The sequence below is a fragment of the Mycobacterium sp. genome, from assembly GCF_032162605.1.
Classification (GTDB): domain Bacteria; phylum Actinomycetota; class Actinomycetes; order Mycobacteriales; family Mycobacteriaceae; genus Mycobacterium.
On record NZ_JAVROT010000096.1, the window covers coordinates 1 to 26297 of the forward strand.

25 protein-coding genes and 4 pseudogenes are annotated in these 26297 nt (G+C 67.0%); 9 read left to right on the forward strand and 20 right to left on the reverse strand.

From position 1 onward, the window contains the following. The 6 genes and pseudogenes from QOI01_RS05770 to QOI01_RS05795 form a co-directional block, all read right to left on the reverse strand. Nucleotides 1–260: pseudogene (locus QOI01_RS05770) on the reverse strand (ABC transporter ATP-binding protein); the annotation flags it as partial. 31 nt (nt 261–291) lie between these two features. Continuing rightward, nucleotides 292–2256 carry an ABC transporter ATP-binding protein gene (locus QOI01_RS05775; protein WP_526379229.1) on the reverse strand — a complete coding sequence of 655 codons (1965 nt, stop codon included), beginning with the start codon at nt 2254–2256 and terminating at the stop codon, nt 292–294. Further along, nucleotides 2253–4133, reverse strand: a complete 1881-nt coding sequence (locus QOI01_RS05780) for an ABC transporter ATP-binding protein (RefSeq protein ID WP_526379230.1) — start codon at nt 4131–4133, stop codon at nt 2253–2255. The genes QOI01_RS05775 and QOI01_RS05780 overlap by 4 nt, the downstream gene beginning before the upstream one ends. A gap of 142 nt (nt 4134–4275) precedes the next feature. Continuing rightward, a complete protein-coding gene (locus QOI01_RS05785) occupies nt 4276–4821 on the reverse strand; it encodes a chromate transporter (protein WP_526379231.1) in 546 nt (181 codons plus the stop codon). Continuing rightward, on the reverse strand, nt 4818–5399 hold the full coding sequence (locus QOI01_RS05790) for a chromate transporter (RefSeq protein ID WP_526379232.1): 582 nt from the start codon (nt 5397–5399) through the stop codon (nt 4818–4820). Before QOI01_RS05790 ends, QOI01_RS05785 begins: the two co-directional genes overlap by 4 nt. Beyond that, nucleotides 5392–6381 carry a phospholipase D-like domain-containing protein gene (locus QOI01_RS05795; protein ID WP_526379233.1) on the reverse strand — a complete coding sequence of 330 codons (990 nt, stop codon included), beginning with the start codon at nt 6379–6381 and terminating at the stop codon, nt 5392–5394. Before QOI01_RS05795 ends, QOI01_RS05790 begins: the two co-directional genes overlap by 8 nt. 125 nt (nt 6382–6506) lie before the next feature. Here QOI01_RS05795 and prrA point away from each other — a divergent pair, with 125 nt between their 5' ends. Together prrA and QOI01_RS05805 are read left to right on the forward strand one after the other, a co-directional pair. Next, nucleotides 6507–7208: a two-component system response regulator PrrA gene (gene prrA, locus QOI01_RS05800; RefSeq protein WP_526379234.1), complete on the forward strand. Its 702-nt coding sequence runs from the start codon at nt 6507–6509 to the stop codon at nt 7206–7208. Between the two features lie 34 nt (nt 7209–7242). Beyond that, nucleotides 7243–8586, forward strand: coding sequence for a HAMP domain-containing sensor histidine kinase (locus QOI01_RS05805; RefSeq protein ID WP_526379235.1), 1344 nt, complete (start codon nt 7243–7245; stop codon nt 8584–8586). Between the two features lie 7 nt (nt 8587–8593). On the opposite strand, the gene arfC is transcribed toward QOI01_RS05805, so the two are convergent. From arfC to QOI01_RS05825, 4 genes are read right to left on the reverse strand one after another with little or no spacing between them, the layout of a single operon-like run. Beyond that, the gene (gene arfC / locus QOI01_RS05810; protein WP_526379236.1) at nt 8594–9016 is read right to left on the reverse strand and encodes a channel accessory protein ArfC, sunset domain variant; all 423 of its coding nucleotides are present in this window, start codon (nt 9014–9016) and stop codon (nt 8594–8596) included. Further along, the gene (gene arfB / locus QOI01_RS05815) at nt 9013–9129 is read right to left on the reverse strand and encodes a channel accessory protein ArfB (protein WP_526379237.1); all 117 of its coding nucleotides are present in this window, start codon (nt 9127–9129) and stop codon (nt 9013–9015) included. Before arfB ends, arfC begins: the two co-directional genes overlap by 4 nt. Nucleotides 9130–9141: 12 nt before the next feature. Then, on the reverse strand, nt 9142–10095 hold the full coding sequence (gene arfA / locus QOI01_RS05820; RefSeq protein WP_526379238.1) for a channel-forming protein ArfA/OmpATb: 954 nt from the start codon (nt 10093–10095) through the stop codon (nt 9142–9144). A gap of 23 nt (nt 10096–10118) precedes the next feature. After that, nucleotides 10119–10481 (reverse strand): FKBP-type peptidyl-prolyl cis-trans isomerase, encoded by a 363-nt coding sequence (locus tag QOI01_RS05825; RefSeq protein ID WP_526379239.1) that lies wholly within the window; start codon nt 10479–10481, stop codon nt 10119–10121. A 31-nt stretch (nt 10482–10512) separates the two neighbouring features. Between QOI01_RS05825 and QOI01_RS05830 the strand changes: the two genes are divergently transcribed. Both QOI01_RS05830 and QOI01_RS05835 read left to right on the forward strand, forming a co-directional pair. After that, nucleotides 10513–10770 carry a DUF2630 family protein gene (locus tag QOI01_RS05830; RefSeq protein ID WP_526379240.1) on the forward strand — a complete coding sequence of 86 codons (258 nt, stop codon included), beginning with the start codon at nt 10513–10515 and terminating at the stop codon, nt 10768–10770. A gap of 8 nt (nt 10771–10778) precedes the next feature. Further along, nucleotides 10779–12338 carry a phytoene desaturase family protein gene (locus QOI01_RS05835; protein WP_526379241.1) on the forward strand — a complete coding sequence of 520 codons (1560 nt, stop codon included), beginning with the start codon at nt 10779–10781 and terminating at the stop codon, nt 12336–12338. A gap of 431 nt (nt 12339–12769) precedes the next feature. Here the strand turns inward: QOI01_RS05835 and QOI01_RS05840 are convergent. The 8 genes and pseudogenes from QOI01_RS05840 to pdxH all read right to left on the reverse strand — a co-directional run. Beyond that, nucleotides 12770–13033, reverse strand: a pseudogene (locus tag QOI01_RS05840) (ATP-binding protein); the annotation flags it as partial. Nucleotides 13034–13114: 81 nt separating this feature from the next. Next, nucleotides 13115–13534, reverse strand: a complete 420-nt coding sequence (locus QOI01_RS05845; RefSeq protein WP_526379242.1) for a MarR family winged helix-turn-helix transcriptional regulator — start codon at nt 13532–13534, stop codon at nt 13115–13117. Further along, entirely contained in the window at nt 13524–14957 is a 1434-nt protein-coding gene (locus tag QOI01_RS05850) for an MFS transporter (protein WP_526379252.1), read from the reverse strand. Before QOI01_RS05850 ends, QOI01_RS05845 begins: the two co-directional genes overlap by 11 nt. A gap of 112 nt (nt 14958–15069) precedes the next feature. Then, complete coding sequence (locus QOI01_RS05855; RefSeq protein WP_526379243.1) at nt 15070–16374, reverse strand: citrate synthase; 1305 nt, start codon at nt 16372–16374, stop codon at nt 15070–15072. A 1-nt stretch (nt 16375) separates the two neighbouring features. Further along, nucleotides 16376–17008 (reverse strand): TetR/AcrR family transcriptional regulator, encoded by a 633-nt coding sequence (locus QOI01_RS05860; protein WP_526379244.1) that lies wholly within the window; start codon nt 17006–17008, stop codon nt 16376–16378. Then, complete coding sequence (locus QOI01_RS05865; protein ID WP_526379245.1) at nt 17001–17678, reverse strand: TetR/AcrR family transcriptional regulator; 678 nt, start codon at nt 17676–17678, stop codon at nt 17001–17003. The genes QOI01_RS05860 and QOI01_RS05865 overlap by 8 nt, the downstream gene beginning before the upstream one ends. A 48-nt stretch (nt 17679–17726) precedes the next feature. Then, nucleotides 17727–18986: an MFS transporter gene (locus tag QOI01_RS05870; protein ID WP_526379246.1), complete on the reverse strand. Its 1260-nt coding sequence runs from the start codon at nt 18984–18986 to the stop codon at nt 17727–17729. A 2-nt stretch (nt 18987–18988) separates the two neighbouring features. Further along, entirely contained in the window at nt 18989–19636 is a 648-nt protein-coding gene (pdxH, locus tag QOI01_RS05875; RefSeq protein WP_526379253.1) for a pyridoxamine 5'-phosphate oxidase, read from the reverse strand. Nucleotides 19637–19788: 152 nt separating this feature from the next. Here pdxH and QOI01_RS05880 point away from each other — a divergent pair. The 5 genes and pseudogenes from QOI01_RS05880 to QOI01_RS05900 all read left to right on the forward strand — a co-directional run bounded on the left by QOI01_RS05880 (nt 19789) and on the right by QOI01_RS05900 (nt 24142). Then, nucleotides 19789–20915: pseudogene (locus QOI01_RS05880) on the forward strand (citrate synthase). Continuing rightward, nucleotides 20912–21535, forward strand: a complete 624-nt coding sequence (locus QOI01_RS05885; RefSeq protein ID WP_526379247.1) for a maleylpyruvate isomerase N-terminal domain-containing protein — start codon at nt 20912–20914, stop codon at nt 21533–21535. Before QOI01_RS05880 ends, QOI01_RS05885 begins: the two are co-directional and overlap by 4 nt. A 67-nt stretch (nt 21536–21602) precedes the next feature. Further along, nucleotides 21603–22058, forward strand: a complete 456-nt coding sequence (locus tag QOI01_RS05890; protein ID WP_526379248.1) for a VOC family protein — start codon at nt 21603–21605, stop codon at nt 22056–22058. Nucleotides 22059–22127: 69 nt separating this feature from the next. Then, a pseudogene (locus QOI01_RS05895) lies at nt 22128–23722 on the forward strand (HNH endonuclease signature motif containing protein). Between the two features lie 27 nt (nt 23723–23749). Beyond that, nucleotides 23750–24142 (forward strand): DUF7715 family protein, encoded by a 393-nt coding sequence (locus QOI01_RS05900; RefSeq protein ID WP_526379249.1) that lies wholly within the window; start codon nt 23750–23752, stop codon nt 24140–24142. On the opposite strand, the gene QOI01_RS05905 is transcribed toward QOI01_RS05900, so the two are convergent. Together QOI01_RS05905 and QOI01_RS05910 are read right to left on the reverse strand one after the other, a co-directional pair. Continuing rightward, nucleotides 24139–25812, reverse strand: coding sequence for an FAD-dependent oxidoreductase (locus QOI01_RS05905; protein WP_526379250.1), 1674 nt, complete (start codon nt 25810–25812; stop codon nt 24139–24141). The genes QOI01_RS05900 and QOI01_RS05905 overlap by 4 nt on opposite strands. A 17-nt stretch (nt 25813–25829) precedes the next feature. Continuing rightward, a partial coding sequence (locus QOI01_RS05910; RefSeq protein WP_526379251.1) for a diiron oxygenase occupies nt 25830–26297 on the reverse strand: 468 nt, incomplete at its 5' end.

Below are 26297 nucleotides of genomic sequence, written 5' to 3' on the forward strand. Positions count from 1 at the left end.
AGGAGTTCCCGTGCCGAACCACCGTCGACGATCGGCGGGATGCCGTGGTCGATGCCGCGCTGCACCAGCAGCGGCACCGACAACCGCGCGGCGTTCTCCACCACCACGACGATCGCCAGCAGCGCCACGGCGGTGGCGTACGGCCGCAACAGCCCACCCAACAGGGTGCGCGCCTCGCGGCGCCGCGAGATCGACTCGTCGATTGGCAGATCGTCGTCGTCGTTCGTGACGGCCCGGCCGCGCCAGTCGGTGGTGCTCATCGGCTCAGGCCCTTGCTCTTCACGCAAGCGCTCATCGGAACCGCTCCGCCTCGGATGCGACGTAGTCGTGGTCACCCTCGCGCTCCTGCTCCAGGTACAGGTGGTCGAGCCGGTCGCGGTCCTCGTCCTGCTCCCAGTCGCAGTCGCGCTCGGCGCCGTCGTCGAGGTCGACGAAATCGTCGTCCGCGGCGAGCAGATACCGGTATTCCGGCGCGTCGGCCAGCAGTTCGGCGTGCGTCCCGACGCGGGTGATGGTGCCGCCCGCCAGCAGCGCGACCCGGTCGGCGAGCAGCACCGTCGAAGCCCGGTTCGCCACCACCACCCCGGTCACCGAGCCCAACACCCGACGCAGCGCCTCGGTGACGATGGCCTCGGTGTGCACGTCGAGCGCCGAGAGCGTGTCGTCGAGCACGAGGATCGACGGCGCGGCGAGCAGCGCCCTGGCCAACGAAAGACGTTGGCGCTGACCACCGGACAAGCTCATGCCCTGCTCACCGATGCGGGTGTCGAGGCCGAACGGCAGGTCGTGGACGAAACCCGCGGCGGCAACCCCGACGGCCTGCGCCAGCTGCTCGTCACTGGCCGGATCGTTCGGACCACGCCCCAACTTCAGGTTCTCGGCGACCGACATCGAGAACAGCGTCGGGTCCTCGAAGGCGGTCGCCACCGCTTGCCGCAGCGCGGGCAGAGACAGCTCGCGGATGTCACGCCCGTCGATGAGGATCGCTCCCTCGGAGACGTCGTACAGCCGCGACAGCAGTGACACCAGAACCGACTTGCCGGAGCCCGTCGCGCCGACGAGAGCGAGCGTCTCGCCGGGTTCGACCGTGAGGTCGACGTGTCGCAGCACCCAAACGTCTTCCGGAGCCGCCCCGGCGGCGACCTTGTCGTCAGCGGGGAACCGGAACCCGACGTCGACGAGTTCCAGGCGCCCGCCGCGCGGAGCTTCGCCTTGCGGGCCGTCCGTGATCTCCAGCGGCTCGTCGAAGATCTCGGCGACGCGATTGGCCGCCGTCATCGATTCCTGGGTCATCGACAGCAGAAAGCCCAGCGAGGAGATGGGCCACACCAGCGACAGCATCATCGTGATGAAGGCGACCAGCGTGCCCATGGTGACCAGCCCGCTGCCCGCGGCGTAAGCGCCAAGGCCGAGCACGATGATGAGGCTGACGCTGGGGATCGCCTCCAGCAGTGTCCAGAACTTCGCCTGCACCCCGACCTTGCCGACCTCGGTGTCGAACAGGGCGGTCGCGCGCTGGTCGAACCGCTCGTAGGCGTATTGCTCGCGGCCGAACGCCTTGACCACCCGCAGCCCGAGCGCCTGCTCCTCGACGTGGGTGGCGACGTTGCCGGACTGATCCTGTGCGGCACGCGACAGCTTGGTGAACTGACGCTGGAAGTGCAGGACGGTCAAGGTGATCGGCACGATCGACACCACCACCACGACGCCAAGCGGCCAGTACATCGCCAGCAGAATGCCCGTCACGACGACGATCTGAATGACGTTGAGCAACAGGAACAGCAGCCCGAACGACAGGAACTGGCGGATCGTGCTCAGGTCGTTCATCACCCGCGAGAGCAGCTGGCCGGACTGCCACTTGCCGTGAAAGGACATCGGCAGGATCTGCAGCCGCGCGTAGAGGTCCTTGCGGATGTCGGCCTCGACGCCCATCGTGGCCCTGGCCACCAGCCAGCGGCGGATGAACCAGAGCACGGCTTCAGAGACCAGCACGGCCATCGCGGCCGAACCGAGTACCCACAGCTGTTGCTGATCCTGGTCACGCACCGGTCCGTCGATCACGGCCTTGGTCATCAGCGGAATGGTGACGGTGGCGACCAGGCTGAGCAGGGCCGCGATGAGCATCGCGCTCCACCGCACCCGGTAGGGCTTCAGATACGGCAGCAGCCGAAGGATGTCCGAGGACGACCTGATCCGGCGGGGTGGTGGCGCAATGGCCGGTTCGGAGCGAAGCCCCGACTCGTCGACTGTCGTCATGCGGCGGCCGTCTCGTCGCCGAACTGTGTCTCGTACAACTCGGCGTAACGACCGCGACGGGCGAGCAGCTTGCGGTGCGTACCGCGTTCGACGATGCGGCCGTCCTCCACGACCAGGATGACGTCGGCGGCGCGGATCGTCGACAGCCGGTGGGCGATCACCAACGACGTGCGGCCGGAGAGCGCTTCGGCCAGCGCCTGCTGCACGGCGGCCTCTGACTCCGAGTCCAGCGACGCCGTCGCCTCGTCGAGCACCACCACACGCGAGGATCCGAGCAGCAGGCGCGCGATGGTCAACCGTTGTCGCTGGCCACCGGAGAGCCGGTAACCGCGTTCGCCGACGACGGTGTCGAGCCCATCGGGCATGTCGGCCACGACGTCGGCCAACCGCGCCCGGCGCAACGCGTCCCACAGCTGATCGTCCGACGCGTCCGGCGCGGCCAGGCGCAGGTTCGCGCGGATCGACTCGTGGAACAGGTGGCCATCCTGCGTCACGACGCCGACGGTGTCCTTCAACGATGCGAACGTTACGTCGCGCACGTCGGCGCCGGACAACCGGACCGCGCCGGAGTCGACGTCGTAGAGCCGGGCCAGCAGCGAGGCGATGGTCGACTTGCCCGCACCCGACGACCCCACCAACGCGACCATCTGTCCCGGCTCGGCGGTGAACGAAATACCGTGCAGCACTTCGTCGCCGCCCCTGTCGTCGAGCACCGCTACCTCCTCCAGGGACGCCAGCGACACCTTGTCGGCCGACGGGTAGCCGAACCGGACGTCGTCGAACTCCACGCCGACGAGGCCGGCTGGAACCGGCACCGCGTCCGGCCGCTCCCGGATCAGTGGCGTCAGGTTCAGCACCTCGAAGACCCGCTCGAAACTGACTAGGGCACTGGCTATCTCGACGTGCGCGTTGGCCAGCGCCGTCAGCGGCGCGTACAGCCGGGTCAGCAGCAGCGCGAGCGAGACGATCGCGCCTGCCTGAAGGTGCCCACCGATCGCCAGCACGCCGCCGAGGCCGTACACCAGCGCCAGCGCGAGCGCCGACATCAAGGTCAGCGAATTCATGAAGGTGGCCTGCAACATCGAGGTGCGGACCCCGATGTCGCGGACCCGGCCCGCCCGCGTCGCGAACTCCTGGGACTCGCGGCCCGGATCGCCGAACAGCTTCACCAGCGTCGCACCCGGCGCTGAGAACCGTTCCGTCATTTGCGTGTTCATCGTCGCGTTGTAGATCGCGCTCTCGCGGCTCAGTGTCGCCATCGAGGCGCCGATGCGGCGGGCCGGCAGCAGGAACAGCGGCGTCAGCACCAGCGACAGCACGGTGATCTGCCACGAAATGCTGAGCATCACGGCCAGCGTCAGCGCCAGCGTCACCAGGTTGCCCACCACACCCGAGAGCGTGTCGGAGAACGCCCGTTGGGCACCGACCACGTCGTTGCCGAGACGACTGACCAGAGCGCCGGTCCTGGTCCTGGTGAAGAACGCCACCGGCATCCGCTGGACGTGGTCGAACACCGCAGTGCGCAGGTCGAGGATCAGACCCTCGCCGATGTGCGACGATAGCCATCGGGTCAACAACCCGATCGCAGCCTCAGCCAATGCCACCAACGCGATGACGGACGCGATCAGCACGACCGTGGTCGGTTGGCCGCCGTGCACGATCGCGTCGACGACCCGGCCCGCCAGGACCGGCGTGGTCACCGCGAGCAGCGCACTCACCACGCTGACGAGCACGAAACCGCCGAGGCGCCGGTGGTGGCGCTCGGAGAATTGCCAGATGCGCTTCAGTAGGACACGGTTCACCAGTGCGCGAAGATCACCGGCGCGTGCGCGCGTCTGCCGGTTCAGCGTCTGGCGCGCCACCATCTCAAAGCTCATCCGATCACCGTAAAACCTCAACGATTGATGAGGTCAATTCATTACCCCCGTGTCGCCCAATGGACATGCCCATTTGCGGGCTATACCCGTAGTGATCGAATTCGCGAATGCCAGGAGAGACCGCCGCCGTGCCGTCGGCACCTCAGACGAAGCCGAAGTATCCGATCACCCCGGCCACCGCGACCACGACGAGCGGATTGAGCTTGCTGCGCACGAAGATCAACGTGCACACCGCCGTCAAAGAGTACGCCCGCCAGTCGTGGTCGGCGACGCGGCTCATCACCAGCGACGAGGCCAGGATCAGGCCGACCGTCAGCGGGGCGAATCCCTTCTCCACCGCGATCCGCCACTTGGACTCCTCGGCCTTCTGCCAGAACAGCGTGATGGCGTAGACCAGCGACGCGGCCGGGATGACCATGGCCGCGGTGGCGATCACGCCGCCGAGGATGCCGCCCAACACCCCGCCGACCGGCAATCCGGCGGCGTAGCCGACCATCCCCACGATCAGGATGCTTGGCCCAGGCGCCGTCTGGGAGATGGAGAACAGATCGGCGAACTGCGTGTTGTTCAGCCAGTGCTGTTGCTGAACCGAACGCAGGTGCATTTCGGGCAGCACGGCATTGCCGCCGCCGATCGACATCAGCGACAGCGAGCCGAACAGGACGACGAGCTGCAGGTACGTACTCACGCGGGCTGTTGCTTCGACTTCTTGGGCCAGGCCCAGATCAGGGCGAGCGGCGCGACGACGGCCAGCACGCCGAGCAGGGGCCAGCGCAGCACGCCGTTGAGTAGGAACGCCAACGCGAACAAGGCCAACGGGATCACTCCGGTCAGGCACTTCTGGCCCGTCTTGATCACCATCGCCAACGTCAGTGCGACGGCCGCCGCCGACGCTCCGTGCAGCACCCCCTTGACTGCAGGCACCTCTTTGAACTGGAAGTACAGCCACGAAAGGAACAACACGATCACCAGCGGCACGAGGCAGAGGCCGACGACTGCTGCCACCGCCCCCGGCATCCCCCGCATCTTGGTGCCGGTGAAAACCGCCATGTTCACCTGATTGGCGCCGGGCAGGATCCGGCACATCGTCATCGCGGAGAGAAACTCGGCCTCACCCATCCATCGCTTCTCCACGACGAGGACCTCCCGCGACCACGCCGAGAGGCCGCCGCCGAACGACGCCAGGGCGATGTGGTTGAACGTCCACCCCAGTTCGATCAGCGAGACTGTTTCTCGTGCGAGGCCCGATGAGGGCTCCTCACTCATGACGCAGTTCGTGGTCGTGGGGGAAGTCGTCCTCTTGATGTTGCGACGGGTCGAGGGGATCGGGTGGCGAGTACTGATGCGAGAGTTCCCAGTCCGATGTGAAGACCGACTTCAAGCGTGCGACGACGGCGGGATCGGTGACGGTGATGCCGAGTTCGCGCCGAAGATCGAACGCACTGCGATCGATGTTCATCGACCCGACCAGGGCCTGCTCGTCATCGGCGATCAGGAGCTTCGCGTGCACCCTGAGGTTCTTCTGCTTGTGCACCTTGGCGCCGAACCGGCTCAGGGTGCGGAGCGAGGCGAACGTGTCGAGCACGTCCCATTCGCTGATCCCGTGCTTACCGCCGCACAGGACGTGCACCTTCACCCCGCGGTCGATCGCGGCCGCGATGCGATCGAGGATCACCGCGTCCACGTACTTGGGGTGCTGAATGTCGAGGCGCTCAGTGGCGGTGTCGATGAACTGGGCCATGTGCCAGCGCGAGTTGGAGTTACTCCACAGCAGACCTTCGTAAGCCGACGGCACCCAGTCGTCGTGGTTCCAGTCGGCGTTGAAGACGTCGATTATCTGCGCGACATGGCACGGATCGTGGGTGATCACGCCGTAGTCCCTGGTCAGGGTGAAGTACTTCAGGCACAGGTTGAACGAGGCGACCAGGGCGGCATTCTCGTCTACGACGATGGACTTCTCATGTGTGACGTAGAACTTCGGATTGGCCCACTGCACGTCGATGTCGGCATTCTGGAACCGCTCGAAGGTCTCGTCGTTGGCCCGGTCACCACCGGACCGCGCCGCATTGAGCATCACCCGTACATCGACGCCCGCCTTCCTCCGTTCGATCACGGTCTGGGTCAGGGTTTCGTCGGTGAACGTGAACTGTTTGACCAAGAGCGACGTCTGCGCCGACTCGATGAATTGAAGGACTGGATCAAGGCCGTCATCGGGCTCGACGATCAGGCGGGGGCCGCTCGGCTGCATGAGCGTCGAAAATATCAGTCGCAGCTCATGATCGGCGTGTCGACCCGTCAATTCTCGCGGGACGCTTCGCCCTCGTCATCACGCGCCTACCCCACAGGAAGAACGGCATCAGGCAAGATGACCCTATGGACAGCGGTGTGAGCTCCCCCCGAGTGCTCGTGGTGGACGACGATCCCGACGTTCTCGCCTCGCTCGAACGAGGCCTGCGGCTGTCCGGCTTCGACGTCACCACGGCCGTGGACGGCGCGGAGGCACTGCGCAGCGCCACCGAAACGCGGCCCGACGCGATCGTGCTCGACATCAACATGCCGATCCTCGACGGAGTGTCCGTGGTCACCGCGCTGCGGGCGATGGACAACGACGTGCCGGTCTGTGTGTTGTCCGCGCGAAGCTCCGTCGACGACAGGGTCGCAGGCCTCGAAGCCGGAGCCGACGACTACCTCGTCAAGCCGTTCGTGCTGGCCGAGCTGGTGGCCCGGGTCAAGGCGCTGCTGCGGCGCAGGGGCGCGACGGCGACGTTCTCGTCGGAGACCATCGCCGTCGGACCGCTGGAAGTGGACATCCCGGGTCGACGGGCCCGCGTCAACGGAGTCGACGTCGACCTGACCAAGCGGGAGTTCGATCTCCTCGCCGTGCTGGCCGAGCACAAGACCGCCGTGCTGTCCCGGGCCCAGCTGCTCGAGCTGGTGTGGGGCTACGACTTCGCCGCCGACACCAACGTCGTCGACGTGTTCATCGGATACCTCCGCCGCAAGCTCGAGGCGGGCGGGGCGCCCAGACTGTTGCACACGGTGCGTGGCGTGGGATTCGTGCTTAGGCAGCAGTGACGAGCGCTTGCGCGAGGAATCGGAAGCAGTAGCCATGAACGTGCTCTCGCGCGTCTTCCGACGGACACCGTCGCTGCGGACCCGCGTGGCATTCGCGACGGCGATCGCGGCCGCAATCGTCGTCGGCATCGTCGGCACGATCGTGTGGATCGGCATCACCAACGACCGCAAGGAGCGGCTCGACCGCAGGCTAGATGAAGCGGCGGGCTTCGCAATCCCGTTCCTGCCAAGGGGCCTCGACGAGATCCCGAAGTCGCCCAACCACCAGGACGCCATCATCACCGTGCGCAAGAACGGCGAGGTGACGTCGAACTCGAACGTCGTCCTGCCCGAGCTGCCTCCCGGTTACGCGGACACCTACGTCGGCGGCGTGCGATACCGGGTGCGGACGGTCGAGATCCAGAGCCTGCAGGGCCCGATGCTGGCCGCCGTCGGCGCCACGTACGACTTCACCATCGCCGACACCAACAACCTGCATCGCCGGGTGATCATCATCTGCTCGGGCGCCATCGGCGCCGCGGCGGTCGCGGGCTGGCTGCTCGCCGCGTTCGCGGTGCGGCCGCTCAAACGCCTCGCCCAGCAGACCCGGGCGATCGACGTGGGCGGTGAGGCGCCCGACATCGAGGTGCGCGGCGCCACTGAGGCAGTGGAGATCGCCGACGCCGTCAACGGCATGGTCGCCCGCATCTGGGAGGAGCAGGACCGCACGAAGGCCGCGCTGGTCTCGTCGCGCGACTTCGCCGCCGTCACGTCGCACGAGCTGCGCACCCCACTGACGGCCATGCGCACCAACCTCGAGGTGCTCGCCACCCTCGACCTGGCCGAGGACCAGCGCAAGGAAGTACTCAACGACGTGATCAGGACGCAGACCCGCATCGAATCGACGCTGTGGGCCATCGAGCGGCTGGCGCAGGGCGAGTTGTCGACCTCCGACGACCACGTACCCGTCGACATCACCGAGTTGCTCGACCGCGCCGCGCACGACGCGATGCGCGTGTACCCCGAGCTCGACGTGTCGCTGGTGCCTACGCCGACGGTGATCATCCTGGGTCTGCCCGCTGGACTGCGGCTGGCCGTCGACAACGCGATCGCCAACGCCGTGAGGCACGGCGGAGCGACCCGGGTGCAGCTCTCCGCCGTGAGTTCGCGAGCGGGTGTCGAGATCGCCGTGGACGACGACGGGGTGGGGATACCCGAGGAGGAACGCAAGGTCGTCTTCGAGCGCTTCTCCCGCGGCTCCACGGCATCACACTCGGGGTCCGGTCTCGGGCTGGCGCTGGTGGCCCAGCAGGCCGAATTGCACGGCGGCACCGCATCATTGGAGCAGAGCCCCCTCGGGGGCGTTCGGCTGTTGCTGTGCCTGCCCGGCCCGTCCTAGCCTCGTCCTAGTCGCGTGGCTTCATCCCGCGCTGAGACTTGCCGCTGTCCCACCGGTTGAAGCCCGCCGCCTCTGCCGTCTCGGCGTCGCGAAACCACACCTCGGCGCGCGTCACGCCAAAGGACGGACTCTGCGGTGAGTGGTAGAGCTTCGACTCCTCATTGGCCTTGACCGTCCAGCCCTGCGGTCCGGCACCGTCGGCGTTCGGCCTTGCCGAACCGGGACCATGTGGATCGGACGGGGCCTCGGGCGGATCAGCTTCCGGCTCAGTGACTTCGGGCTCGGTGACTTCCGGCTCGGTGACGTCCGGTTCGGTGACTTCCGGCTCGACTGTCGCAACCGCCGCGTCGCGGGCGTCTCTGCGGATCGTGAACGACGCCGTCAGGACCAACCCGAGGGCGAACGCCAGGGCCATCAACCACCAGTTCACGTTGCGTCCTCCTCACTGGTGCGTTTGATCCAGATGGCGGCGACCAGCCAGGCCACGCCCGATCCCAACAGGAACGCCAACAGGTACCACACCCACTGGATCAAGAAGCCCATGTCCAATCTCCCCTAACCGACGGTGATCTCGACGCGGCGGTTCTGTGCGCGACCCGCCGGGGTGTCGTTGCCTGCGACCGGCTTGGCGGAGCCGGCTCCCCGCGACGTGACGCCGGGCCCGGCGACACCGTCCGAAACGAGGGCATCCGCAACGGTTTTCGCGCGGCTCGCACTGAGGGGAACGTTGACGCCGTCGCCTCCGGTGTCGTCGGTGTACCCGACGACCGTGATCTTTGCCGTCGGGCACGCCTTCACCTTGTCGGCGACCTGGTTGACCAGCCCCTTGGAGCCGGATTCGAGGGTGAACCCGTCGGTGTCGAAGTTGATCGGCGTCCTCAGCAAGCTGGTGATGTCGGCCTGCAGCGAGGCGCACCCACCGGTGGGAACGGCACTCCCAACGGCCACCTGAATGTCGTTGACGACGGCCACGCTCGGCCAAGCCACCCTTGCTGCGGACTCCGCCGAGGCCTTGATGACCACCGAGGAAGCCGTCCCCGCCAACGTCACGGTGTCACCGTCGAGCTTGGCGCTGAACCCGGGAATGTCCAGAGCGGCGCCGAACAGGCCACCGAGCCCGGAGAATTCGGGGCCCCTGACGCCGGGCTTGACGGTGAGGTCGTCGACGATCTTGGCGCCAGGCATCGCCTGCTTGAGCGATTCCCCCAACGACGCCTTCAACGACGCATCGGGCAGCTCGCCCGTCAGCGTGAAACCGTTGCCGCTGCGCACGATCGACATGGCGCCGAACTTGGCGCCCGCGTCGGGGCTCGGCGGGCGGGCCGAAGGAGCTTGCGGAATCGTCAGCGATGCCGACGGGCCGACACTCGGCGTGTCGAGTTCGACGGACTTCTGCGACCCCATCGACGCGCTCCACCCGATCACTGCGAGCAGTAGGGGGACCGCGATGAGAGCCACCACCCAACCGACACCCGGTTGCCGTCGGTAGAACCTGGAGTCCGTAGACATGGGTACTCCCCGTCCTCGTGCCGTCAGCGGGCGTCGAGCAGGTCGATGACGAAGATCAGCGTCTTACCGGACAGCCGGTGCCCGGATCCGGCAGGGCCGTAGGCCTTCACCGGAGGGATGGTCAGCTTGCGACGGCCACCGACGCGCATCCCCGGAATGCCGTCCTGCCAGCCCTCGATCAGGCCGCGCAGCGGAAACTCGATGGACTCGTTGCGGTTCCAGGAGCTGTCGAACTCCTCGCCGGTGTCGTACTCGACGCCGACGTAGTGCACCGTCACGGTGCCACCGGCTACCGCCTCGGCGCCGTCGCCGACGACGACGTCTTCGATGACGAGCTCTGCAGGCGCGGGACCGTCGGGAAATTCGATCTCGGGTTTAGTAGCCACGGTTGACACCGTAGTCGGGCAGACTAGAGGCGTGGCTACGGACCCGAAGGACTCAGACATTCTCGCCCAAGTCAACGAACTCGTCGCCGAGGAGAAGGAGCTGCGCTCCAAGCTTCAACACCGCGAGATCGACGAGACCGAGGAACATCGGCGGCTTCGCGGGCTCGAGGTGCAGCTCGACCAGTGTTGGGACCTGCTGCGGCAGCGGCGGGCGCTGCGGGAGACGGGCGAGAACCCCGATCAGGCCAGCGTACGACCAGAGGGTGAAGTAGAGGGCTATCTGAACTGAGCCGGGCCGTGACGCACGAGGAACAGTTCGATGCCGTCGTCGTCGGCGGCGGTCACAACGGCTTGGTCGCAGCCGGCTACCTGGCCAAGGCGGGACTGAGGGTCGCGGTGCTCGAACGGCTCGACCACGTCGGCGGCGCCGCGGTCTCGGCACATGCCTTCGACGGAGTCGATGCCCGGCTCTCGCGGTACTCCTACCTCGTCAGCCTGCTGCCCCGCAGCATCACCGATGACCTGGGTGCCCGGATCCGCCTGGCCCGGCGTACGTACTCGTCCTACACGCCGGATCCGAGCACCGCGGGCCGCACCGGACTGCTGGTGGGACCAGGGGGCCACTTCGATTCCATCGGTGCAGCCGACGACGCGCACGGCTTCGACGCGTTCTACGGGCGCTGTCACGCGGTCACGCAGCGGTTGTGGCCGACCTTGGTGCAGCCGCTGCGCACCAGGTCCGATGTCCATCGACACGTGCTCGCGGGCGGCGACCCCGACGCCGACGCCGGCTGGCAGGAGATGATCGAACGTCCCATCGGCGCCGCGATCACCGAGACCGTCCGCAACGACGTGCTCCGTGGCGTGATGGCGACGGACGCGCTGATCGGGACGTTCGCGCGCACCGACGACCCGACGCTGATCCAGAACGTGTGCTTCCTGTATCACCTGCTCGGAAACGGCACTGGTGAGTGGGACGTGCCCATCGGAGGCATGGGAGCGGTCAGCGGGGCGCTCGCCGCGGCCGCCTGCTGCCACGGTGCCGAGATCATCACGGGCGCAGACGTTTACGCACTCGACTTGGACGGCGGGGTGCGATATCGAGCGGACGGTGCAGAACGTGTCGTCCGAGCCCGCTTCGTGCTGTCCGGGGTGACGCCGACGCTGCTCGCCCGGTTGCTCGGTGAACCCGAGCCGCAGACCGCGCCTGGCGCGCAGGTGAAGGTCAACCTGATGCTGCGGCGGTTGCCCCGCCTGCGCGACGAAAGCGTCTCTCCCGAAGCGGCATTCGGTGGGACGTTCCACATCAACGAGACGTTCGCGCAACTCGACTCCGCATACGACGCGGCAGCGGCGGGCCGGGTCCCCGATCCCCTTCCGTGCGAGATCTACTGTCACTCCCTCACCGACCCCACGATCCTGTCCGACGACCTGCGCCGCACCGGGGCGCAAACGCTCACGGTCTTCGGCCTGCACACTCCGCACCCCCTCGCTGCGGCCGATCCGGAGACGATGCGTCGCACCCTCACCGAGGCGGTGCTCGCCTCGCTGAACTCCGTTCTCGCCGAGCCCATCGAAGACGTCCTGATGACCGATGCACACGGCAGAGCCTGCGTCGAGACGAAGACGACAGCAGACCTCGAGGCAACGTTGAACATGACGGCGGGCAACATCTTCCACGGCGCGCTACGCTGGCCGTTCGTCGAAGACGGCGAGCCGCTGGACACTCCGGCTCAGCGCTGGGGCGTGGCGACCGGCCATGAGCGGATCCTGTTGTGCGGCTCGGGTTCCCGGCGCGGCGGTGCGGTATCGGGCGTCGGCGGCCACAACGCCGCGATGGCGGTGCTGGAGAGCTAGGGCATGGCGTGTGCCCACGCCATGTGGCCCTCGAAGCCGAGGTCGTTCGCCATGGCGCGGTAACGGTCTCGCAGCTCCCGGTAGGTGGAGTCTTCGCCACGGCCGTCGGCCAGCGCGAGCCGCGCACGCAACCCAAGCACCGCTACGTCCCTGGTAGCCCAACGTAGCTCTCGGTTGACGGCGACGAGACGTTCGATCGCGCTACCCGCTTCGTCGATTCGCCCCTGGGACAACAGAATCTGGGCGAGGAAAGCCAACGTCACCTCGACATTCGCCAGATGTCCATCGCGCAACATCTCGTCGGTGAGTGTCCAAAGCCGCTCCACGGCGAGGTTCACGTGGCCCTGCTCGGCCATGCTCAGCGCCAGATAGGTGTCCAGAAACGGCACGATGTTCAATGCGAACCGCTCTTCTCTGCCATCAGCCCGTCTACCGGTGAATTTGTCCACGGTGCCGCCATGGCGTTCCACCATCGCCGCGGATCGCGTGAACACCTGCGTCATGACCTCGCGGAGCCGCTCGGCCCCGAGGGCGGCGGCGATGTCCATGGAGTGCACCACGTCCGCGAATAGCACCGTGACCTGCTTGTACTCGGCAAGACCTGCGTCGCGGCCCAACGCCCCGCCGCACTCGTCGCAGAACTTGGCCTCCGGTCGCGGTTGCGCACCGCAACTGCGACACAACGCTGCCGTCATCGCCCACCCCTCCCGCTGGACGGAGTCAGGATATTCGGCCGGGCGCGTTCGATTCCGGTAATTGACGACCGGACTGATAAATCAGCCTGAGGCCAACTTGGCCAGAATCGACTCCAGGGTCTTCAGTTCGGCCGGGCTCAGCGCGGCGAACGGACGCGGCGCGGGATCGTCGACCCCATCGATGATCGCGACCACTCGGCGCCCCTCCTCGGTCAGCGACACCACCTTGCACCGTCGGTTGGTCGGATGTGCTTCGCGTACAACGAGTCCGCGATCCTCGAGATTGTTGACCGCGACAGTGGTGGCCGGAGCGTCCATGGTGGCGGCCTTGGCGATCTCCTTGGCTGTCATCGGCCGCTTGGCGAGCCTGCGGAGCACCCGGACCCTGCTGAAGGGAAGCCCGGTGGTTTCGATGACGTCCCGCCTCCACGCGTCGCGGTTGTCGAACACCACCGCGGCCATGGCGCGCCATACCTCGTCGGCGCTTCCGTCACCCGGCATGGACACCCACCTTGGGTGCGGCGGTCCCCGCGATCAGCGGAGCGAGACGCTCGGCCGACTCCAGGGCACGCGGGGTCGTCGAGAAGTATCCCAACACCGTCATGACGACGCCGATCCCGACGCACATGAACCACAGGGGCCGTGCAGATGCGGCGAAGTCCGCGCCGGTGTGCAAGAGCGCCGAACCGGCGATTGAACCGCACAGCGCCACACCGATACTCACCCCGATCTGACGGCTGGTCGACGTCACCGCCGAAGCGGCACCCGCCCGGTCCAGCGGCATTCCGCTCACCGCCGCATTCGTGAGCGGGGCGTTCACCATCGAGAAGCCGATGCCGAACACGGCGAAGATCACCAACAGCCCCCACACCGGGGTGGTCTTGGTCAGGAAGGTGAGCAGAACGGACGCGGTGGTGATCAGGACGCCGGCCGCCAGCAGTGACGGACGAGCGCCGAAGCGGCCGACCATTCGGCCGGACATCGGCGAGAATATCAGCGCGCCAATGGCAATGGGGGCGAAGATCAAGCCCGTGTGCATGGCGGAGTACCCACGCTCGTCCTGTAGGTAGAGCGACATCATGAACAGGAACGCGCCCCAGGCCGAGAATGCGCAGATCGCGGTCAGCGTCGCACCGGCGAAGGGAGTGCTACGGAAGAAGCGCAGGTCGATGAACGGGTCGCGGCGCTTGGACTCGTAGCGCAGGAAGGCCACGAAGGCGGTGACCGCCACCACCGCGACCGCGCCGACGCGCGGATTGCTCCAGCCGTAACTCGGGCCCTCGATGAGCGTGAAGACCACGCCGAACAGGAACAACACCGCCAGACCCTGGCCGACCGGGTCGATGTTGCGCATTGTCTTCGACTTGGTTTCGGGCACGAAGATCGCCGTCAGCACGATTGCGGCCGCGCAGATCGGCAGGTTGATCCAGAACACGGCGCGCCAGCTGATCAACTCGATCAGGAAACCGCCGACGACCGGTCCGAGCGCCATCGAGATACCGACCACCGCGCCCCAGAAGCCCAGTGCGCGCGCCCGTTCGACGCGGCCGGTGAAGACCTGCGAGATGATCGAAAGCGCAACGGGATTCAGCATCGACCCGCCGATGGCTTGCAGCAGGCGCGCGATGATCAGCGTCTCGATGTTGGGAGCCATGCTGCAGAGCAGCGAGCCGACGGCGAATACGACGAGGCCGATCTGGAACACCCGCCTGCGGCCGAAGCGGTCGCCCGTCGCGCCTGAGAGCATGAGCAACGACGCCAGCACCAGGGTGTAGACGTCGACCACCCACTGCAGCTGCGACGGCGACGCGTGCAGGTCGGTGCGGATACTCGGTATCGCGACGTTGACGATCGTCGCGTCCATCGACACGATCAGCAGGCTCAGACAGCAGGACACCAGAATGATGGCCTTTCGCCGGGGCATCAGCGCGTCAATACTTGTATCCACACAACTATTGTGAATCTACAACAATCGGCGGCGCAAGTTCGATCGGCGTGAGTTTCGTCATGCCCGAGCGCACGCTCGCGCGAAGGAACTAGTCGCGGATGTCCATGTCGGCGTAGTCGCGCTCGGTGTAACCCGTGTAGATCTGGCGCGGACGGCCGATCTTGCTCGGCTCGGTGTGCATCTCGCGCCAGTGCGCGATCCAGCCAGGCAGCCGGCCGAGGGCGAACAGCACGGTGAACATGCGCGTCGGGAAGCCCATCGCCCGGTAGATCACGCCCGTGTAGAAGTCGACGTTGGGGTAGAGCTTGCGTTCGACGAAGAAGTCGTCGGTGAGCGCCACCTCTTCGAGAGCCTTGGCGATGTCCAGCAACTCATCCTGGACGCCGAGCTTGCCGAGGATCTTGTCGGCCTGCTCCTTGACGATGCGCGCCCGCGGGTCGTAGTTCTTGTAGACGCGGTGGCCGAAGCCCATCAGCTTGACGCCGTCCTCGCGGTTCTTCACCTTGCGGACGAACTCCTGAACGTCACCGCCGCTCTCCTTGATGCCCTGCAGCATCTCCAGCACGGCCTGGTTGGCGCCGCCGTGCAGGGGGCCCCACAGCGCATTGATTCCGCCGGAGATGGACGTGAACAGGTTGGCCTGCGACGAGCCGACCAGTCGCACCGTCGACGTCGAGCAGTTCTGCTCGTGGTCGGCATGCAGGATCAACAGAAGATCGAGCGCCCTGACGATCTCCGGGTCGACCTCGTAGGGCTCGGCAGGGAACCCGAACGTCATCCGCAGGAAGTTCTCGACCAGGGTCAGCGAGTTGTCTGGGTAGAGGAACGGCTGGCCGACCGACTTCTTGTAGGCGTAGGCGGCGATGTTGGTCAGCTTGGCCAGCAGCCGAATCGTCGAGAGCTCGACCTGCTCCGTGTCGAGCGGGTCGACCGAATCCGGGTAGTACGCGGACAGCGCGTTGACGGCACTGGACAGCACGGGCATCGGATGCGCGTTGCGGGGAAAGCCGTCGAAGAAACGCTTGAGATCCTCGTGCAGCAAGGTGTGCCGCTGGATATGGGTGGTGAACTTCTCGAGCTGGTCGGTCGTGGGCAGCTCCCCGTAGATCAGCAGGTAGCTGACCTCGATGAACGTCGACTTCTCGGCCAACTGCTCGATGGGGTAGCCGCGGTAGCGCAGGATGCCCGCGTCACCGTCGATGTAGGTGATGGCGCTCTTGGTCGCCGAGGTGTTGACGAAGCCGCCGTCGTAGGTGGTGTAGCCGGTCTTGGCCAGCAGCGACCCCAACGCGATGGCGTCGGAACCCTCCGTCGCCTTCACGATCTCCAGGTCGATCTCGCCCCCCGGGTACCGGAGCGTGGCTGCCGCGTCGGAACTGGAGTCTTCGGGCACGTTAACCCCTTCTACGGTTGTCGACCGGAACGAAGCTGTCCGTCACTAGTGGAAGGTAGTCGCTATCCGATTTGCGCGCTTGCGGGGGTTGGCCTCGAACGGCGTTCTGGCGCGCGTGCCGGTGTGCGTTGGATGGTGACCAGGACCGGCGAAACAACTCGACCGCAGCACACAGGCGATCGCACACGATATTCGCCTCGATCGGGTCGTCACCCGGCTGCCCAAGCCCTGCGAACGACGTGGCGAACAACACCGTCCACATGTCGGCGACCATGGTCACCGCAGGGTCTCCCGGTGCCACCCCGAGTCGCCGGGCGATCACCGTGGTAGATGCGTTCTCCGACAGTGCCCGCTGTTGGCTGAGGGCCGAGGCCTTGATCGACGCCGACCCGTTCACGATCTGGATCATCACCGCCATCGTGTCCATCTCGTCGGCGACCGCCACGACGACGGATTCCTTCGTAGGGAAGTACCAGCTGAAGGTCCTCGGTGACACGGCGGCGGCGACCTGCTCGACCGTCGTGTTGTCGTAACCCCGTTTGACGCAGAGTTCGGCGGCAGCCTCGATCAATGTAGCGCGGGTCCGCAATTTCTTGCGTTCTCGCAGACCAAACGCTGGGGTTCGGTCAGCCATACACAGGCTCGTAGTCGGCCCGCGCCCGTGGAGACTGCAGGTCGGACGTCATCACCGCCAACTGCCCGAACGCCTCGTTGAGGCGATCGACCATGACCGTCGGCCCCAGCCGGACGGTTTCGGTGTCGGCGATGAGGTCTCCGCACGCGGCCACGATGGTGGCCGAGAAGATCACGGACACCAGACGCGCCCGGCGGTCGTCGAGATCGACACCCATGCGCTTGGCCAGAATCACCTCGGTCACGTCGTGCCGGAACTCGAACGACGCCTGTTTGAGCGAATCCGACGCGTTGATGACGCGGAGCATGAGGATGATGCGTTCGGTACTGAGCTTGCCGACCGTACGACCAGCAACCCGCGTCAGGACCGCGACGTGAGCCTGGCGTATGGCCTCGAGCGGCCCCACTTCCGACGGCACCTTCTCCAGTTCGATGGCCACCTCTTGGGCGTAGTCCTCGATGAGAGTCAGGAACACCGCGTCCTTGGTCGGGAAGTAACGGCTGAACGTTCGAGGTGACACGTCCGCGGAGGCGGCAATCTGCTCGACGGTGGTCTGCTCGTAGCCCTGCCTTAGACACAACTCCATGGCGGCATCGATGAGCACCGCCCTAGTCCTGAGTTTCTTGCGCTCACGAAGGCCGAGCGACACCTCCCTCGACACGTCGGCCACGAGGACATGTTAACCCGGTTGCTCACGTCAGTCGGTGGGCTAAGGAGTTCAGACGCGGTATCGGATGAACGCGGGCACCAACAGCGCTGCCACGCCGACACCGACGACGACCAGCGCGCCACCGCCCGCCGCGGTCACCGTCGTGCCGATGACCGCGGCGCTGGCACCGTGCACGGCATCGGCCAGCCGCGGGCCGCCCGCAACCACGACGGTGAAGACGCCCTGCAGGCGACCGCGCAGCTCGTCGGACGCCACCTGCTGCAGGATCGTCGAGCGGAACGCCGACGAGACCATGTCCGCGGCGCCGCCGATCGCCAGGAACGCCAAAGCGGCCCAGAGGAACCCGTTCGCCCCCCCGCCCGCCAGCCCAGCGGCCAGGCCGAAGCCCACCATCGCCACTCCCCATACGACGATCGCGACGACCACCGCCCTCCCCTGGAGATGGACGCGTGGCAACCAGCCGGAGAACACACCACCCGCGACGGCGCCCACCGCAATCGCCGCGGAGAGGTAAGCCATCGCCGACCCTCCCTCGACGGGCCCGCCGAAGCTCTGGTGCGCCATCTCGGGGAACAGCGCCCGCGGCATGCCGAGGATCATCGCGATCAGGTCGACGACGAAGGACATCAGCACCACGCGGTTGCCTGCCAGGTAGCGGAACCCGTCGAGGACCGCCGCGAAACCCCACTTCGACCAACCCTGCGCGGTGCCGGTCGGCGGCATCTTCGCCAGCCGGAACGTCGCCCAGATCGGCACCACACAGGTGATCGCGTCGATCGCGTACAGCGTCGACAGGTCGACGAAGTGCAGCATCACGCCTGCCAGCAACGGCCCGACGATGGCACCGAACTGCATGACCGTCATATTCAGGGAGTTCGCCGCAGGCAGCTGCTCGAGCGGCAGCATTCGCGGGATCGCAGCCGATCGCGTCGGGCTGTTGATCGCGAAGAACGCCTGCTGCACCGACAGCAGACACAGCACCACCCACACGTTGTCGAGACCGAGCGCGGCCTGCAGCCAGAGAAACACCGACGACACCGCGAGCCCGATGGACGCGATCACCAGCAGGAGTCTGCGGTCCATCGCGTCCGCCCACGCACCGCCCCACAGACCGAAGACCACCAACGGCACCAACGCGAAGACGCCCGACAACCCGACGTAGGCGGAGTTCTGCGTCAGCGCGTACAGCTGGACCGGCACGGCGAAGACCGTGAGGTTCGCGCCGATGACGGTGACGATGCCCGAGAGCCACAAGCGGCGGAAGTCCGGCGTCCGCAGCGGGGTGGTGTCGGCGAAGAGGCTCGCCACGCCTAGGGCTGGAGTCGCTCGACGCGGGCGGGGCTCGATTCCGTTGCGCCCGTCGCCCGGATCCGATTGTGCAGTCGGTTCTCGCGGCCCTGCCAGAACTCGACCGCGTCGGGGGCGATCCGGTAGCCGCCCCAGTTCGGCGGCACCGGGATGGATTCGACGCCCTCGAACCGCTCGGTCACCGCGGCGAGTTGCGCGAGCAGCGCCGCGCGCGAGGGGATCTGGTGCGACTGGTGCGACGCCCATGCCCCCAACTGGGAGCCGCGGGGACGCTTGGCCCAGTACCTGGCCGTGTCCTCCGGTGGGATCTTCGTCACGGGTCCGCGGACGTGCACCTGACGGCCCAGGGCGAACCACGGGAACGTCGCCGACGCGTACGGCGTCGTCGCGAGCTGCTCGCCCTTGGCCGACTCGTAGTTGGTGAAGAACGTGATGCCGCCGAGATCCACGCCCTTGCACAACACGGTCCGGGTCATGGGCCTTCCCTCGGCGTCGACGGTGCCCACCACCATGGCGTTCGGCTCCGCGATGCCCGCACTCTCGGCATCGGCTAACCACCTGCGCAACAGCACGATCCACCCGTCGGCGAGCCAGTCGGCGTCGAGGTCGGGGCTCCCGTCCTTCTCGACCGACCCGTACTCCACTCGCATGCGTGCCAGGCGCTCACGGTCGTCGCCGTTCTGATCCCCGGTCGCTGCGCGCCTGCCCTCCGAAACCACGATCCCGAAGCTACGCGCCCGGGTTCTCCGACTCGTTACCGACCGGTAGTAATCAACGATCGCCCGAGTGCGAGAATCGGGCCATGACAAGCGCGTCCAAGATCCCCGACGGCTTCGTGGAGGGCCTCGAAGGCGTCGTCGCCTTCACCACCCAGATCGCCGAACCCGACAAGGACGGCGGCGCACTGCGCTACCGCGGCGTCGACATCGAGGACCTAGTCACCCGGCACGTCACCTTCGGCGACGTGTGGTCACTGCTGGTCGACGGCAGATTCGGGCGCAGCCTGGTGCCCGCCGAACCCTTCCCGTTGCCCATCCACACCGGCGACGTCCGGGTGGACGTGCAGGCGGGCCTGGCGATGCTCGCCCCGATCTGGGGCTATCTGCCGCTCCTGGACATCGACGACGACACCGCGCGGGACCAGTTGGCCCGGGCGTCGGTGATGGCCCTTTCCTATGTCGCGCAGTCGGCGCGCGGCATCCACCAGCCCGCGGTCCCGCAGCGAACCATCGACGAATGTTCCACCGTCACGGAGCGTTTCATGACGCGCTGGAAGGGCAACCCCGACCCGAGGCACGTCGAGGCCATCGACGCCTACTGGGTCACCGCGGCCGAGCACGGCATGAACGCCTCGACGTTCACCGCACGGGTGATCGCGTCGACGGGCGCGGACGTCGCGGCGTCTCTGTCCGGCGCCGTGGGCGCCATGAGCGGGCCCCTGCACGGCGGTGCTCCGGCCCGCGTGCTGCCGATGATCGAGGAGGTCGAGCGCTCCGACGACGCCCGTGCCGTGATCAAGGGAATCCTCGACCGCAAGGACAAGCTGATGGGCTTCGGGCACCGCGTCTACCGGGCCGAGGACCCCCGCGCCCGCGTACTGCGGGCAACCGCCAAGCGACTGGACGCACCGCGCTACGAAGTGGCGGCCGCCCTTGAGCAGGCCGCCCTGACCGAGCTGCGCGAACGGCGTCCCGACCGCGCGATCGAGACAACGTCGAGTTCTGGGCCGCGGTGATGCTCGACTTCGCCGGGGTTCCCCCGAAGATGATGCCCGCGATGTTCACCTGTGGGCGCACCGCCGGGTGGTGCGCGCACATCCTCGAGCAGAAGGGGCTCGGGAAGCTGGTCCGTCCGGCAGCCATCTACGTCGGCCCGGAGCCTCGCACCCCGGAATCCGTCGAGGGTTGGGACCAGATCAAGGCATCATGACGGCTTCGGTGAGCAGTCGCGCGACTTTCAGCTCGGCGGCAACGTCATTCGCCGCACTGGTCCGCGCGATCCCCGAGTCGGCCTGGGACGGGCCAGGCCTCGGCGACTGGGATCTGCGCGCCCTCGTCGGGCACGCCTCGCGGTCCCTGATCACCGTCAGTACCTACTTGCAGACCTCCGCCGACCGCGAGGACTTGCCGAGCGCGGCCGACTACTACGCGAAGATCGCCGGCTACGCGTCGAGCGTGGGCGCCGAGGCGGTCATCGAGCGTGGCCGCCAAGCCGGCCGAGATCTCGGCGCGCATCCCGCGACGACGGTCGACGCGTTGGTGCAACGGGCGCTCGGCGACCTGGAGAGCGCCGCTGACCCGCTGATCGAGGTGATCGGCGGGCTGGGCATCCGGTTGAGCAGCTATCTGCCGACCCGGGTGTTCGAACTGGCGGTCCACGGCCTCGACATCGCGCGGGCTACGGGAGCCGACTTCACCATTCCCGACGACGTGCTGACCGAGGCCACGGTGCTCGCGGCGCGGGTCAGCGTGCTTCTCGGCGCGGGTGCGCCGGTACTGCTTGCCCTGACGGGCCGGGCCGCACTGCCGCTCGAATTCTCCGTCGTCTAGCCCGCGATGAGAACTTGCGCGACGACGAGTCGGTATCAGTGACATCCACCGTCGATAGGAGCCCACCGTGGCGATCGAAGTACAACCGTCCCTGTCCCCCCACCTCGTCGTCGACGATGCCGCCGCGGCCATCGACTTCTACGTATCGGCCTTCGGCGCCACCGAATACGGTCGGGTGCCGCACCCCGACGGCAGGCTCGTCCACGCGGCGCTGAACATCAACGGCTCGATGGTGATGCTCAACGACGACTTCCCCGACTTCAACGACGGCAAGTCGTCAACGCCCAAGGCCCTCGGCGGCACGCCCGTCACGATCCACCTTCAGGTGCCCGACGTCGAGTCCGCGTTCGCCAGGGCGATCGACGCCGGTGCCACGGTGGTGGCTCCGCTGGAGGACCAGTTCTGGGGCGACCGCTACGGCATGGTGCGCGACCCGTTCGGCCACCAGTGGTCGCTCGGGCAGCCCGTGCGCGAGGTCAGCTCGGAGGAGATCGCCGCGGCGATGGGTTCGCAACAGGGTTGACCCAGGCCGGCAGATGGCTTGTGGATAACTTCCGCGGGTGTCGTATTCCCTTGGCATACTCGAACACACATGTTCCAGGAACGTTCACCGGACGCCCTGGTCGGCGAGATCGAGGAATGCCACCGCAGCGAATCGCTGCTGATCGCACGACGGCTCTCGGCGGTCGCGGCACTGCTATGGCATCGCACCGCCGAAGCCGAGGGAGCGCCGTCAGCTGACCCCGGTCATGCGTTGATCACCGGGTTCGCCAGGACGTCCGCCGAGGTATCCGCGGCGGTGAACCTGTCTCCGAAGGCCGCCAGCCAACTCGTCGGCCACGCCGAGGCGCTCGATACCCGGCTGCCCGAGGTCGCGCGACTTCTCGCGGTTGGTCGGATCGATTGGCGGACAGCGCATCTCATCATCACGCGTACCGATCTCGTCGACGGTGGGCTGATGCCGCTGCTGGATCGGTTGATGGCGGACCGCATCGATTCGTGGCAGTGCTGGTCGCGGCGCCGAGTCATCAACGCGGTGGACGCTGCGGTGCGCGACATCGACCCAGAGGCCGCCAAGGAACGTCGCGTCACCGCCGACACTGCGCGCAGCATCAGCATCGTCGCCCAACCAAATGGCATGGCCAGCTGCGCGGCAGCCTCCCCGCTCCCGCTGCAGCCGTCTTCGACAAGCGCCTCTCAGAGCTGGCCACCGCAGTTTGCCCCGGTGATCCGCGCACTGTCGACCAGCGTCGGGTCGATGCACTGCTCGCCCTCGGCGAGGGCCGCGCCTTCACGTGCGATTGCACCCATGCCGACTGCCCCAGTCGTCTCAATGGCGAACACCCCTCTCCCCCAAGGTTCGTGATCAACGTGCTCGCCAGCCAGGAAACGGTCACCGGGTGCAGCGATCAGCCCGGATATCTCGAGGGCTACGGCGTGATCGACGCGGAGCAGGTGCGCCGACTCGCCGAATCGGCTGTGCTACGGCTGTTGTCCGAAGCCACCGCCAACGCCGCGGAAGCCCTGCACTACCAACCCAGTGCAGCACTCGAGCGATGGACTCGCTGCCGCGACCTGACCTGCTGCTTCCCTGGGTGCGACCGTCCGGCCTGGAACGCCGACATCGACCACACCGTGCCCTTCAACCACACGAGGCCCAGTGCCGGCGGCCTCACCGTACCGGGCAACAACAAGTGCTACTGCCGACAGCACCATCGACTCAAGACGTTTCACGGCGGCCCCAACGGTTGGCGGGACGTACAACTTCCCGACGGCACCGTCGTGTTGACCTCCCCGACGGGACGCGTCTACTGCAACACTCCAGCGGGCGCCGACCTCTTTCCTCAGATGCGGCCGCCGGCATGTGCCGAACCGGTGCCACGAAGGCACAGTCGGCGCCGCGAGAAGTCGGCCCGTAACACGCTCGCACGCAACAAGTTGAGTGCTCGGCGCGCCTCCAACGCGGAGACGCGGAAGGTCAATCGCGCCAGAAGCCGGGAACTCGAACTACGCACATGGCGTAACGACATGCGACGAAAGCTCCTCGTCTTCAAGGGCGGAAAGCCCAGCACCAGTCCATGGTGTTCATGGGTAAACGATCCGCTCGAGGACGAACGCATCACCGCGGACTGGCGCCCGCCTCCGCCTCCGCCGCCGACGCCGCCCGGTGACGAACCACCATTCTAGCGATCGTCAAGCCAGGAGTACGAGCTCATGAGAATCCTTGTTGGAACAGGACTTACGCAAGGCCTGGAACCCAATGACTACCACCATTGCATCGACGGCGAGCTGGTATGGATCCAGGAGCCGTGCGCGAAGGACCGCTACGATCCGGACGGCCCATGCGGGTGCGGTCGCGGCTTCGCCGGAGCGGCATCACACCGGGCGACCACGACCGCAAGGGTCATCGAGTCGGAGCTGACTCCCGACGAGATGGTCCTGGCGTTCCAGACCAGCCTCGCAGACGGAGGTTGGCCAATCGAGTGGGCCGAGGACGTGGCCGACGAGAATCTGGCCATCGCCGGCGACCTGCCCGTGGGCGCGGTCATCGGTCGTCGACTCGACGGGATTCTGTTGCGGGCGGCGATGCTGGGCGGGAGCAGTTAACGCCGCAGCCCCGCGAGCAACCGCTGCCCCAGTGATGGCGTCGGCGCCGAGGCAGCCGCCGCCAGCATGTCGGGGATCGCGGTGAACTTGTCACGCGGGCGGGTGTCCCCGCCCCGCGCGATCTCCGCGGAGTCGATGGCCTGCCATCCCGCCGAATCGACGACGGCGGGTTGGCGGGCCTCGATCAGTTGGCCCAGGTGACGCGGTGTGGTCGACGGGTCGATCAGCAGGCCGGTGTTGTAGTCCGCGACGAGCTCGTGCACCGTCTGCGCCGCACACGACTTGTTCGTGCCGATGAATCCCGTAGGGCCGCGCTTGATCCAGCCGGCGACATAGGCGCCCCGCATCCCGATGACCCGCCCGGCGTCGTTCGGCACGACCGCGGTCACGTCGTCGAACGGCAGATCGCGAATCGGCTTGCCGCGGTAGCCGATCGACGTCAGAACCAGACCCGCGTCGAGTCGGCGGATCTCATCACCACCGGTAACCGTGAACGCGATGCCCTCGACGCGGTCGGCTCCGAGGATTCGCTGCGGCGTCAGGCGGTAGGCAAGGCGAATGCGTGGCCGTTCGATGGGGGCGTCGGCGTCGCTCAGCTTGGCGAGGATCTCGAGCTTGTTGCGCGTCAGGCGGTCCTCGGTGCCGTCACCGAGTTCAGCCAAATCGCGCAGCACCAGGTCGTGGTCAGCCGCGTCGAGCACCACGTCGCGCGTTGCCGTCAGCCCGATCAGCTCGGGCAACGTGAACGCCGACTGGGCGGGCCCACGCCTGGCCGCGATCACGACCTCTCGGACGCTGGAGTTCCGCAGGGCGGCCAGCGCGTGATCGGAGACGTCGGTGCGGGCCAGGTCGTCCGGGTCGCTCGTCAGAATGCGGGCCACGTCCAACGCGACGTTGCCGTTGCCGACGACCACCACGCGTTCGTGGCTCAAATCGACTGGCAGATCGGTGAATTCGGGATGGCCGTTGATCCACGCGACCAGCTCGGTGGCGGTGCCGCTGCCCGTCAGGCCCATGCCCTCGACGTCGAGGCGGCGGTCGTTCGACGCGCCGACCGCGTAGAGCACGGCATGGTGGTGTGCCGCGAGTTCGGCGTGGCTGACGTGCTTGCCCACTTCCACGTTGAGGAAGAAGTTGAAGCCGCGCAACCGGACCACGCGGTCGAACAGTCGGCTGACGCGTTTGGTGGTCTGGTGATCGGGCGCGACACCTGCGCGCACGAGTCCATACGGCGTCGGCAGCTTCTCGAAGACGTTCACGACGACGCCGCGCTGCGTCAGCAGCTCATCGGCCGCATACATGGCGGCAGGACCTGAGCCCACGATCGCCACCGTCAACGGGCCTGCGGGACGGGAGTGCACCACCGGCGCCTCGATGACCTTCGCCAGCTTGGAGGTGGGCGGCAGCTTGCCCTCGCGCTTCGGGTAGAACGCCGCGTTCAGCTCGATGAACGGCAGCTGCGCGTCGACCAGCTTCGTTTCGGGGACGATGGCGCCGACCGGGCAGGCGCTGACGCAGGCCCCGCAGTCCACGCATGCGACCGGGTCGATGTAAAGCATCTCGGCCGTCGCGAAACCGGGTTCGTCGGGCGTCGGGTGGATGCAGTTCACCGGGCAGGCGTAGACGCAGGACCCGTCGCTGCAGCACGACTGGGTGATGACGTGTGGCATGGGAGAAGACGACCGCTCTAGGCCGCAGCCACCACGTGCTGGCGCTGGGGCTCGCTGCGGTAGCGGCTGGCCCGGCCATCGATCTTGCAGATGCGCCAGATGAGCTTGGCGATCGGGTTCATCAACCCGGTGTCGTGGCACAGCATCCGGACGTCACCGAACATGCCGCGCAGGAACTGACGCGCCTCGGGGCTACCGAAGAAGATCTCCTTCTTCACCGAGCGCGGGATGTCGAATTCCCTCCAGAACGCCTTAGGAGGCACGACGATGGCCTGGCACAGCACCCGCATGATGATCGGAACGTGCAGCGATAGCCAGAAACGCGAGGAGCGCTTCATATTTGGCACCCGCTTGTGCAGGTACTCGTGTGCGAACGAGATGTGGCGGGCCTCCTCGGCCACGTGAATGGCCATGACGCGCTCCATGATCGGGTGCAGGGCCTTGCCCTCGCGCAGCACGTTCTTCTGCGTGTGGTCGATGGGCTC

Bases quoted from the DNA above. Each gene is read 5' to 3' on its own strand.
- QOI01_RS05775 (WP_526379229.1), bottom strand. From the start codon at position 2,256: ATGACGACAGTCGACGAGTCGGGGCTTCGCTCCGAACCGGCCATTGCG.
- QOI01_RS05780 (WP_526379230.1), bottom strand. From the start codon at position 4,133: ATGAGCTTTGAGATGGTGGCGCGCCAGACGCTGAACCGGCAGACGCGC.
- QOI01_RS05790 (WP_526379232.1), bottom strand. From the start codon at position 5,399: ATGAGTGAGGAGCCCTCATCGGGCCTCGCACGAGAAACAGTCTCGCTG.
- QOI01_RS05795 (WP_526379233.1), bottom strand. From the start codon at position 6,381: ATGCAGCCGAGCGGCCCCCGCCTGATCGTCGAGCCCGATGACGGCCTT.
- prrA (WP_526379234.1), top strand. From the start codon at position 6,507: ATGGACAGCGGTGTGAGCTCCCCCCGAGTGCTCGTGGTGGACGACGAT.
- QOI01_RS05805 (WP_526379235.1), top strand. From the start codon at position 7,243: ATGAACGTGCTCTCGCGCGTCTTCCGACGGACACCGTCGCTGCGGACC.
- arfB (WP_526379237.1), bottom strand. From the start codon at position 9,129: ATGGGCTTCTTGATCCAGTGGGTGTGGTACCTGTTGGCGTTCCTGTTG.
- arfA (WP_526379238.1), bottom strand. From the start codon at position 10,095: ATGTCTACGGACTCCAGGTTCTACCGACGGCAACCGGGTGTCGGTTGG.
- QOI01_RS05845 (WP_526379242.1), bottom strand. From the start codon at position 13,534: ATGCCGGGTGACGGAAGCGCCGACGAGGTATGGCGCGCCATGGCCGCG.
- QOI01_RS05850 (WP_526379252.1), bottom strand. From the start codon at position 14,957: ATGCCCCGGCGAAAGGCCATCATTCTGGTGTCCTGCTGTCTGAGCCTG.
- QOI01_RS05860 (WP_526379244.1), bottom strand. From the start codon at position 17,008: ATGGCTGACCGAACCCCAGCGTTTGGTCTGCGAGAACGCAAGAAATTG.
- pdxH (WP_526379253.1), bottom strand. From the start codon at position 19,636: ATGCGAGTGGAGTACGGGTCGGTCGAGAAGGACGGGAGCCCCGACCTC.
- QOI01_RS05885 (WP_526379247.1), top strand. From the start codon at position 20,912: ATGACGGCTTCGGTGAGCAGTCGCGCGACTTTCAGCTCGGCGGCAACG.
- QOI01_RS05900 (WP_526379249.1), top strand. From the start codon at position 23,750: ATGAGAATCCTTGTTGGAACAGGACTTACGCAAGGCCTGGAACCCAAT.
- QOI01_RS05905 (WP_526379250.1), bottom strand. From the start codon at position 25,812: ATGCCACACGTCATCACCCAGTCGTGCTGCAGCGACGGGTCCTGCGTC.